This is a genomic window from Actinomadura sp. BRA 177, from assembly GCF_013372625.1.
GTDB lineage: Bacteria > Actinomycetota > Actinomycetes > Streptosporangiales > Streptosporangiaceae > Spirillospora.
On record NZ_JABXFD010000437.1, the window covers coordinates 1 to 10,306 of the forward strand.

Genomic DNA, 10,306 nt, shown 5'->3' on the forward strand with positions numbered 1-10,306 from the left:
GCAGCGCGACCATCGCGATCAACGGCACCCAGCAGACCTTCCCGCCCGCCATCACCACCCACCAACGCAAGATCCTCGACGCCCTCAACCCCACGCGCCACGCACTAACCAATTGAGCCAACTCAGGGGACGGGAGACCTTCTGCGGGACGGTGCGCAGGCGCTCGTCAATCCCGTCAATACAGCGGGTGTGATGGGGAAGGGGCTCGCTCTCCAGTTCAAGCGCGCGTTCCCCGCCAACTTCACCGCCTACGCCGAAGCGTGTGCAGACGGTCGTCTGGGGCCTGGCAAGGTCCTTGCCGTTCCGCTTGATGGTGACCGGTGGGTCATCAACTTTCCGACCAAGCGCCACTGGCGGAGTGCGTCCCGCTTGGAGGACATCGAATCCGGCTTGAGTGACCTCTCCCGCGTCCTGTCCGAGTTGGACGTCACCAGCGTGGCCGTCCCGCCTCTCGGGTGCGGTCACGGGGGTCTTGCCTGGGACGCCGTTCACCCTCTGATCGCCGAGTGGCTCGGCCCACTCGGCCTGGAGGTTCTGCTGTACGTGCCCGAAGGGCGCTCGACAGAGGGGATCTGAGCGATGGGGCGTGTCAGCGGTAGTGGGCGGCGATGGTGGTGAAGGCGGCCTTCGGCTCCCAGGGCATGTCGGGGTAGGTGGTGCCGTGGCCGTTTTCGAGGACCTTGACTATGCCGTAGCTGGCCAGGTCCAGGTCGTCGCGGGGGTCGCCGCCGGGGCGGTGCGGGTGGTCGTAGAGGGCGAAGATGAACACGAAGGCGCTGTCGACGCCTTCGGCCTCGAAGACGTCCAGTAGCTCGTTCAGGTACGCGGCCTGGCCGGCTTCGTCGCGGGCGTACTCGCCGTTCAGCCGGACGGGTGCGCCGGTGACCTCGTCGTACTCGACGATCTCCAGGCCGCGTGCGCCCACGTCGCCGGCGCCGCGGAAGCAGGAGGAGCCGAACTCGGTGATCGCGACCGGCTTGCCCTGGGCGACCAGTGTGCGGACGCCCTCGGCGAACTGGTCCGCGACGTTGGCCGAGCGGTAGAGGTCCATGGAGACGATGTCGAAGGGCGTCCAGTCCACGAAGTCGAGCTGGACGGCGGCGTAGGTGATCCGGCCACCGAAGCGTTCGCGGACGAGCTTCACGGCGTCGCCGAGAAAGGCGTTCACGCGGGCACTGGCCTCGGCGACCAACTCGCGTAGCCGCTCCGGATGGGTCAGGAGCTCGACCCGCTCGTCCAGGGAGTCGCCTGGCAGGAAGCCCTTGTTCATCAGGCTCAGTTCGGCGCCCGCCACGAACACGACCTTCGCGCCTCGCTGCCGGAGCCGCTCGGCGCGTTCGGCGCAGTGGGCGAAGAGGGACAGCATCTCCTCGGTGGTCAGCTCCAGCGGGTAGGGGGAGAACCAGACCTCAAGGCCGAGGTCGGCGGCGAGCGTGGCGGCCAGTTCCAGCCGGTCGGGGTCGCCGCCGGTGACGCGGACCGCGTTGCAGTGCAGGTCGTCACGGATGATGCGCAGTTCGCGCTCGGCCAGTGCCGGATCGAAGCGTTCGCGCGAGTTCCGCCCGTCGCGGACGAAGCCGGTGTCGTAGGTGATGCCCTTGGCGCGCATGGGGGGACGTCCTCTCCTTGATTTAGGGTACTTACCGTACTCTAGTTGCCTCTTGTGCGAGGGCGACGCCAACCTTGGTGAGGAACGGGCGGTACCGAATACGGGACGAGGGCATGGCCGACGATCCGGGCGAACGACCAGCGGGCGGGCAGACGCGGCGCCGTGGCGCTGTCCTGGAGGAGGCGATCCTCGACGCCGCCGTCGCGGAACTCACCGAGTCAGGGTTCTCCGGGCTGACCATGGATCGGGTCGCCGGACGTGCTCGTACCAACAAGAACGCGATCTACCGGCGCTGGCCCAACCGGCTGGCCCTCGGCATCGCCGCCTACCGGCGGCTGGCCAAGAGCGTCCAGCCGCCCGACACCGGCAATCTGCGGGACGACGTCCTCGAACAGCTCCGCCGGGCGAACCGCCACTGGAGTTCGCCGCTCGGCTCGATCCTGCGCGACCTGCTCGCGGCCGCCGGCGGGGCGCAGGAACTCCTGGCGCAACTGCCCGACCAGTCGGCCGATGCCGTCGCCGCCCCCTGGCTGACCATCCTGGGGTGTGCCGTGGCGCGCGGCGAAGCCGCCCCCGAGGCGCTCCATCCACGCGTCGCGACCGTGGCGATCGTCCTGCTCCGCAACGAGTTCGTGGTGCGCGGCGTGCCCACCGCTCCTGACGAGGTCCTCGTGGAGATCGTCGACGAGGTCTACCTTCCCCTGATCAGCCGACGCGGCGCACCCTCTGATTTCTAAGTCGTTCGGAAAAAACCTTGAAGATTGAGTTCACACCTTCTAGGCTCCGCAGAACTGATCGTTTTCCCTGGGGAGGACGCATGAGTGCGAGCGAGTACTGGGTGGACGGCCGGCGCAAGCGAGCGGTGACGATCCGCGGCAGTGGCGGCTGGGAGGACGTCCGCGAGTCGCGGCAGGAGGTCGCGGAGACGGAATGGAGCCACTTCTTGGCTCGTGAACTGTCGAAACTGCCCGCGAGCAACAGCCGGGAACGGCGTGCGGCGAAGCGGCTGATCATGCGCCGCATTCAGCAGCGGCGTTCCGAACGGGAGAGAAGAGTCAACGGGTTGTGAGGGGGCCCGCGTCCTCAGCGCCGTCGGCCAGAAGGGCGTGCTCATAGGCGGGCCGCTCGTGGGCCAGTTCCGACCAGTCGCCGGGTGCTTCGGCGGCTTTTGTCGTCCAAGGACATGGATATGTGCTGGTCCCGGCCGGCGATGAACGAATTCCGGCCAGTGGTGATGTTCTGCACCACCTGGACGGAACCCGGGTCCGCCAGTGACTCCCGGATGTAGCCGACGAAGGCGTGGACGTCCGCGGATGCTTCCGCGTGCTCGGTGAGGAAGGCCGTCAGCAGAGCCGTCCACCTCGCCCGTTCCGCCGCCATGGCCGCCTGCTCCGGGGGAGACAGCCGGCTCACCCTGCCCGCCGATTCCTCTAACTCCCGGGCCAGGTCCGATTCGGTGGCCTGTACGCCGCGGCCGACGATCCGCGCGAGGCGTGCCCTTGCCGTGCCCCAGACATCAGTGGTCATGGCTTCGACGAGCGCCGCCCCCGCCGCACCTGCGAGCCCGGCGAGCCCGGGGTCCATGACGCCACCTTCCAGGTCGGCCGCATTGGGCAATGCCGCTGATGTGAACCCCATTATGGGCGAGTAATAGCCGATCTTCCAGGGGCATTGCGCATTTCGTAGAACGCGGGTGGGGAGCTTGCCTGACATTTCGGTGGAAGCGGGCTTGCTCGACGGGTGTTGTGGTGTGTCCACAACCGAACCGGGTTCAACGCGGGAAGCGGTTTAGCTGCGAAAACGGACGTAACAGGCGTCGATTCGGCGCGAAGGTCCGCCGGTCAATGCCCGGAGAGCAAGGTCACATACCTGAAATTCACTGAAAAGGGGGTATGTGGCGTCTTTGATGGTCAAAGTCTGCCGGTGGCCGGGGTCGGCCACGGGTGACGTCCGGCCAACGAGATGAGGCCAACTGTCGGAGGGGCATGCTTGTGTAGCTTGTACACGGCATCGACAGGGGTGGAGGCGCGGCGTGAGTGAGGAAGACGGCGGACTGTTCCCGCAGCCGGGGGACGTGCAGCTCTCGCTGGTGAAGGGGGAGGACGCCGTGGCGAAGGCGCCGCTGGACGTGCCGCAGACGTTCGCCGAGGCCGGGTCGTTCGAGGTGCGGGACGAGCTGGAGGAACTCGTCCGGCGCGACCTCCTCGGGCCTTGGGACGGGCCCTCGGAAGAGTTCAAGCCCAAGGCGATGGGGCCGCGCGAACGGTACCTCGTCGGCATGCTCGGGCCGCGGCATTCGCCGGCGTCGACGCTCGAGAACGCCGACCAGGTGCCCGACACCGAGACCGGTGTGGACGGGGACGCGGCCGAGGGAGGTCTGCCGGAGGTCGTCAGCCCGCAGACGCTCGGAAAGATCTGGGCGTCGTCCATGGGGCTGTCCTTCTGCGTCGGCGCCGATGTGGACGCGGTCGTGGTCAAGGCGACCTGGGGGCACTACGACCAGCACGAACAGGAAGGCGAGGACGGCAAGAAGGTCAGGGTCTGGGCACGGAAGCCGGTCACGCGTGAGGAGGAGGTGCGGCTCGACGCGGAGGAGTCCTACAAGCTCCCGCTGACCGGGGAGCACGAGGACGCGCCCGGCGTGCTGCTCAGCGTGAACGTCCGGCCGAGGGACGGCCGGCGCGTCGTGGAGGTCGCTCTCGTCAACCAGCAGACGGAGCCGACCAGCAACAAGGACACGGCGTGGCTGTTCCAGCCCGAACTGACCGTGACGGCGCTCGACGGCGCGAAGGCCATCTTCCTGCCCGTGGACGATCCGGCCGACGACCTCCAGGCCGTCGGGGACGACGCTGAGGAACTGCACCTGCGGCTGCTGTACCGCAACGAGCGCCGGTACGCCGCCGGGCGCAACGTCGCCGTCCACCCGGACGTGGCGGAGGGCTCGCGGACCGCGCATCGGCTGACCACCACCTGGCTGCCGGTCCACAACGTGCCCGCGACCATCGCGCCGACCGGGCCCGGCACCCCGCTGGAGCACGTCACGCTGTCCATGGACGTCCTCGCCAAGGCCGCGCCCGCGCAGCTCAAGCAGGGCCTCCAACCCCTGGTCGACGGCTACAACACCTGGCTGGACGCGCGGGAAGCCGAGATCCCGGGGCTGCCGGACGGGCTGAAGGATGCCGCGCGCAGAGCCGGCCACGACGCGCGAAGAGCGGCCAACCGCATTGAGGCCGGTGTCAGGCTGCTGTCCGACGAGACCAGTCCCGGGCACAGGGAGGCCCTGGCCGCCTTCCACTTCGCCAACGAGGCGATGGCCCTGCAACGCCGCCACACCGCGCTCGTCCCGCGCCGCGAAGAAGGTCTCGGCTACGACGAGGCCCTCCGGCAGATCGACGCGCAGGGGGAGAAGGCCGCGAGCTGGCGCCCGTTCCAGCTCGCGTTCGTCCTGCTCAACCTGCCGTCGCTGACCGACCCCGGCCATCCCGAGCGTGCCGCCGACGACACCGCCCTCGTCGACCTGCTGTTCTTCCCGACCGGCGGCGGCAAGACCGAGGCGTACCTGGGCTTGACCGCCTACACGTTCGCGATCCGGCGGCTACAGCGCACGCTCGGCACGGCCGAGGACGCCCGCGACGGGATGGCGGGCGTCGCCGTCCTCATGCGGTACACGCTGCGCCTCCTCACCGCCCAGCAGTTCCAGCGGGCCGCCGCCCTCGTGTGCGCCGCCGAGGTCATCAGGCGAAACGCTCCCGCGACCTGGGGAGACGAGCGGTTCCGCATCGGGCTGTGGGTCGGCGCCGGGGTGTCGCCCAACTGGTTCGACGACGCCAAGGACCAGGTCATCGAGGCCCGCGACCAGGGAAGCGGCCACCGCGCCAACGTCCTGCAGACGCTCGCCTGCCCCTGGTGCGGCGAAGGGCTGCGTGCCGAACGCGACCTGCACATCGACGACGACCGGCGTCGCATCCTGCTCTACTGCCCGCGCGGCGAAGGCGATGCCTGCCCGTTCTCCCGCAAGGTCGCCACCGGTGAGGGGCTCCCGATCCTGACCGTCGACGAGGAGATCTACCGGTACGCGCCGAGCCTCGTCATCGCCACCGTCGACAAGCTGGCCCAGCTGCCCTGGAAGGGCTACGCCGGCATCCTGTTCGGACGCACCCGCAGCCACTGCGACCGGCACGGCTTCCGCCACGACGACCTGGACGACAAGACCGGGTGCGCGAGCAAGCACAACAAGAAGGGGGCGCTCCCCGCCGTCAGCGCCCGGCCCGTCGTCCGGCTCCGCCCGCCCGACCTGATCATCCAGGACGAGCTGCACCTCATCTCCGGCGCGCTCGGCACGACCGTCGGCCTGTTCGAGGCGGCCGTCGCGGAACTGTCGTCCTGGCTCCACCGCGGAAGCCGCACCGGCCCGAAGATCGTCGCGTCCACCGCCACCACCAAGCGCGCCCGCGAGCAGGTCCGCGGCGTCTTCGGCCGCGAGCTGGCCGTGTTCCCGCCGCAGGTCACCGACGTCGCCGATACCTTCTTCTCCCGGCAGGAACCGATCACGAAGAAGGCGCCGGGACGGCGCTACCTGGGCATCTGCGCGCACGGCGTCCGCATCAAGTCCGCCGAGATCAGGCTCGCCGAGATCCTGCTGCTCGCCGGGCAGACGCTCTTCGACAAGTACGGCGCACCCGCCGACCCGTACATGACGATGGTCGGCTACTTCAACGCCACCCGGGAACTGGCCGGTATGCGGCGGTACCTGGACGACGACGTGACGACGCGCGTCCGCCGGCACGGGAAGGCCAAGGGGCTGTCCGACCGGATCGTGCAGCGCGGCGGCATGCTCGCCATCCAGGAGTTGACGTCCCGCATCTCGTCCGGCGACATCAGCGACGTGCTCAAGCTGCTGGAACACGACTTCGACCCCGACCTCGACACGAGCCGGCGCCGCGCCGAGACCGTGGCCGACATGCGGCGGCACCTGCAGGAACGCAAGGACTCCAAAGCCAAGGTCGTCCCCGCCCATCCGCTCGCGCAGCGGTTCTACGACCGGGGCCGCGCCGGGCTGCAGCCGGTGGACGTGGTGCTCGCGACCTCCATGCTCCAGGTCGGCGTGGACGTGTCCCGCTTCGGCCTGATGGTCATGGTCGGGCAGCCCAAGAACACCGCCGAGTACATCCAGGCGTCCTCCCGCGTGGGACGGGACGCCGAACGCCCCGGCCTAGTCGTCACGCTCTACAACTGGTCCCGTCCCCGCGACCTCGCCCACTACGAGGACTTCGAGCACTACCACTCCACCTTCTACCGGCAGGTCGAAGCCCTCTCCGTCACGCCCTACACCCGCCGCTCCCTCGACCGGGGCACGGCCGGGACGCTCGTCGCCGCGATCCGGCACGCTGCCGAGGACTTCTCCCGCAACCCCGACGCGTTCGACGTCGACCGGTCCGACCCGCGCGTCCAGGACATCGTCGACCGGATGCTGGCCCGCGCCGAAGCCGTCGCCGGGACGCGCGGACGCGACTACCTGAACGAACGTGCCCAGGTCGTCCTCGACGCGTGGGAGGACAGGAAGACCGGCGGCAGCGCCCGGCTCGGCTACCAGGACGGCACCTGGAACAAGCAGACGATCAAGGGGCTGCTGCGCCCGGCCGGCAGTGGCCGGTGGGAGACGATGACCACCGGCATGTCCATGCGGGAGACCGAGAACGAGATCAACCTGCTGTTCCCGAGCGGCGAGGCCATCTACCACCCCCTCTACAACGAACCCGACTGGTCGTTCGGCCCGCCCGCCGATCCCGACGAGGACGAGCCCGAAGGCGACGAGCTCGGACAGTCCACCCTCGACGCCGCGAACGGACGGGAGACCCGATGACCGAGCCCGCGATGTTCCGCCGCCGCGTCGGCAGCGTCCGCCCGAGCCACCTCATGTTCACCAGCGGCGTCGGGGCACTGGTCGACCTGCCGAACTTCTCCGTCCTGGTCAAGGGCCTCGACGACTGGAACCACCAGGGGCTGCCCGAGGCGATGCCGATCGCCGAGCCGCGCCTGCTCGCCGCCGTCCAGCAGAGCATCGGCAAGAGCGTCCAGAAACTCATGCCCGCCCCGTGGATGGAGGGCCTCGACAAGGACCCGGCGGGCCCGGCGTCCAAGATCGGCGTGCCGGTCGCGCCGTTCCCCGGCTGGCTGCGCTGCACCCACTGCAACGAGCTGGGCGGCCTCGACTCGGGCATCTTCCGCTTCGAGAACACCAAGCCGCGCAAGCCGCACGAGGCGCGCTTCTTCCACGACAAGTGCAAGAAGCGCAAGCCCCTCGCCGTGGCGGCCCGGTTCGTGCTGACCTGCACCGGCGGCCATCTCGACGACTTCCCGTACGCGCACTTCGTGCACCGTGGCGGAACGTGCGCCAAGGCCAGCCACCCGCGGCTGCGGATGGAGGACCGCGGCGGCAACCTCGGCGCCAACGTCGAGATCAAATGTGTGAACTGCGGGGAGCACCGCAACATCCGGGACGCGCAGGGCAAGCGCGGCGAGGAGAACCTGCCGCGCTGCCGGGGACGCCACCCGCACCTCGCGACATTCGACCCGCAGGGCTGCGACGCGCGGCCGAAACTCCTGGTCGTCGGCGCGTCCAACCAGTGGTTCGCCAAGGGACTCGCCGCCCTGGCCGTCCCGCAGTCGGGTGCCAGCGCGCTGGACGCCAAGGTCGAGCTGCACTGGGGCGCCGTCAGCGGCATCGACAAGCCGATGTACGCGTGGGCGCGGGAGAACGCCTCTGCCTTCAAGGAACTCGACCAGTGGAGTGACGACGAGATCGCCGAAGCCGTTGCCAGGCATCGCGCCAAGCTCGATGGGGCGGCGGACGACAGGGCGGACAAGAACCCTGACCTCCGCACAGCCGAATGGGAGGTCTTCTCTGCGGCCAAGCTGCCCGACCCGAACACCGACTTCACCCTCCGCCGCGCCTTCCAGCCCGTCCCGGACGAGCTGACCGGCATCTACGCCGACGTCGTCCAGGCCGAGCGGCTCCGCGAGGTCCGCGCCCTGATCGGCTTCACCCGGCTGGACGCCCCCGACCCCGAAGACCCGGACCTCGTCAAACTCGTCCAGCTCGCCCGATCCAAGCCCACCTGGGTACCGGCCAGCGAAGTCCGCGGCGAGGGCATCTTCCTCAAGGTCCCCGAAGACCTCCTCCAGGCTTGGGAGGAGCGCGTCGAGAAGACCGAAGCGATGCGCCTGCACCGGGAGGCTTATGCGCGGCACCGCCGCAACCGCTACTCCGACCGCATCGCCAGCATGTCCGACTTCGACGACATGGCGCACTGGCCGGGCGCCCGCTTCATCGCCCTGCACACGCTGTCGCACCTGCTGATCCGCACGATTTCGCTCGAATGCGGTTACAGCTCGGCGAGCCTGTCCGAACGCATCTACTCCGGCACCGAGGACGACCCGCACCGCAGCGGCATCCTCATCTACACGGCCGTCCCCGACGCCGAAGGCACCCTCGGCGGCCTGGTCTCCCTGGCCGAACCCGAGCAGCTCGTCCGCCTCACCCGCCGAGCCCTGGCGGACGCGCGGCACTGCTCGTCCGACCCGCTGTGCGCCGAACGCCTCCCGCAGGCCCCGGCCGACTTCCTGCACGGCGCCGCCTGCCACGTCTGCCTGTTCGTCTCCGAGACGACCTGCGAACGAGGCAACAAGTTCCTCGACCGCCGCTTCGTCGTCCCCATAGCCGAACCCGACCTCGCCCTCTACCCGGACCTGCCGTGACCGTCCGACGGCACCGAGCCACCGGGCCGCGGGCGAGCCGCATGGCCGCCGGGCCGGCGAAATCAGTCGCCGCCGACGGAAGGGTGCGCGCGTGAACGGATCCGCCGATGACGACTTCGGCCTGACACCCCTCGACCGATTCGAGAGGGGCGCACGCGAGGCCGCCGTGCGGGTCGGTCCGCAAGGTCTGCGCGTCCTGGCCGACCTGTTCGACTCCCAGCGCCCGCTCTCCGGCATCCGGGCGAGCCTGCCCGGGTTCGAGGACGAGACGGCGGCGCTCATCGCCGCGTCCCGGCAGGAAGACCTCCCCGCGCAGGCCGTCGCGGCGTACCTGCGCGGTGTCGCGGCGGCACAGGAGCAGGCGGCCGTCCAGGTGGAGTCGGTGTGGAGCGGACCGACCAGCCACGCGGTGCCGGTCAGGGCGACCGCCCAGGTCCTGTCCCAACTCGTGGCGCGCGCCCGGCACGAGTTGCTGCTGATGACGTACTCGGCCAGGCCCTACCAGCCGTTACGGGACGCGCTCGACGAGGCCCTCGCGCGAGGTGTCGTGGTGCGGGTCGTGGTGGAGACGCTGCAGGGAGCCGGCAGCGCGCTCTCCGGCGAGGAGCCCGCCGCCGCCTTCCACGGGCTCCGCCTGGAGCTGTGGCACTGGCCCGTCGCGCAGCGGGCCGACGACAAGGGGCGGATGCACGCCAAGATCGCGGTCGCGGACCGCCGCGAACTGCTGGTCTCCAGCGCCAACCTCACCCAGTCCGGAGTGAACAGCAACATCGAGGCCGGGCTGCTCGTCCGCGGCGGCACCGCCCCCGAGCGCGCCGCCGAGCACTTCGACGCCCTGCGCTCCACCGGGCTCCTGGAGCGCCTGTGACCGACCACGACCCGGAGCCAACGCCGTCCGCCGACACAGCCACCCCCGCCCCCGACACAGCCCGCGCGGCC

The 10,306-nt window shown here is 69.9% G+C and carries 8 protein-coding genes; 6 read left to right on the plus strand and 2 right to left on the minus strand.

All coding sequences use genetic code 11. The features are described from left to right. Positions 1-141 precede the first annotated feature (141 nt). On the plus strand, positions 142-576 hold the full coding sequence (locus tag HUX53_RS26300) for a macro domain-containing protein (RefSeq protein ID WP_255205648.1): 435 nt from the start codon (positions 142-144) through the stop codon (positions 574-576). 13 nt (positions 577-589) lie between these two features. Here the strand turns inward: HUX53_RS26300 and HUX53_RS26305 are convergent, their stop codons facing one another. After that, positions 590-1,609, minus strand: coding sequence for a hypothetical protein (locus HUX53_RS26305; protein WP_176405904.1), 1,020 nt, complete (start codon positions 1,607-1,609; stop codon positions 590-592). Between the two features lie 113 nt (positions 1,610-1,722). Here HUX53_RS26305 and HUX53_RS26310 point away from each other — a divergent pair, with 113 nt between their 5' ends. Continuing rightward, entirely contained in the window at positions 1,723-2,346 is a 624-nt protein-coding gene (locus HUX53_RS26310; RefSeq protein ID WP_176405905.1) for a TetR/AcrR family transcriptional regulator, read from the plus strand. Positions 2,347-2,426: 80 nt separating this feature from the next. Next, entirely contained in the window at positions 2,427-2,678 is a 252-nt protein-coding gene (locus HUX53_RS26315; RefSeq protein WP_176405906.1) for a hypothetical protein, read from the plus strand. A gap of 41 nt (positions 2,679-2,719) precedes the next feature. On the opposite strand, the gene HUX53_RS26320 is transcribed toward HUX53_RS26315, so the two are convergent. Then, on the minus strand, positions 2,720-3,193 hold the full coding sequence (locus HUX53_RS26320) for a hypothetical protein (protein ID WP_176405907.1): 474 nt from the start codon (positions 3,191-3,193) through the stop codon (positions 2,720-2,722). Between the two features lie 448 nt (positions 3,194-3,641). On the opposite strand from HUX53_RS26320, the gene drmA reads away from it, so the two are divergent. The 3 genes from drmA to drmC all read left to right on the plus strand — a co-directional run bounded on the left by drmA (position 3,642) and on the right by drmC (position 10,235). After that, positions 3,642-7,472, plus strand: coding sequence for a DISARM system helicase DrmA (gene drmA / locus HUX53_RS26325; protein ID WP_176405908.1), 3,831 nt, complete (start codon positions 3,642-3,644; stop codon positions 7,470-7,472). Beyond that, positions 7,469-9,367, plus strand: coding sequence for a DUF1998 domain-containing protein (drmB, locus tag HUX53_RS26330; protein ID WP_176405909.1), 1,899 nt, complete (start codon positions 7,469-7,471; stop codon positions 9,365-9,367). Before drmA ends, drmB begins: the two co-directional genes overlap by 4 nt. Positions 9,368-9,458: 91 nt before the next feature. Beyond that, complete coding sequence (gene drmC, locus HUX53_RS26335) at positions 9,459-10,235, plus strand: DISARM system phospholipase D-like protein DrmC (protein WP_309237438.1); 777 nt, start codon at positions 9,459-9,461, stop codon at positions 10,233-10,235. The last annotated feature ends 71 nt before the right edge of the window (positions 10,236-10,306 follow it).

Bases quoted from the DNA above. Each gene is read 5' to 3' on its own strand.
- HUX53_RS26305 (WP_176405904.1), bottom strand. From the start codon at position 1,609: ATGCGCGCCAAGGGCATCACCTACGACACCGGCTTCGTCCGCGACGGG.
- HUX53_RS26310 (WP_176405905.1), top strand. From the start codon at position 1,723: ATGGCCGACGATCCGGGCGAACGACCAGCGGGCGGGCAGACGCGGCGC.
- HUX53_RS26315 (WP_176405906.1), top strand. From the start codon at position 2,427: ATGAGTGCGAGCGAGTACTGGGTGGACGGCCGGCGCAAGCGAGCGGTG.
- HUX53_RS26320 (WP_176405907.1), bottom strand. From the start codon at position 3,193: ATGGACCCCGGGCTCGCCGGGCTCGCAGGTGCGGCGGGGGCGGCGCTC.
- drmB (WP_176405909.1), top strand. From the start codon at position 7,469: ATGACCGAGCCCGCGATGTTCCGCCGCCGCGTCGGCAGCGTCCGCCCG.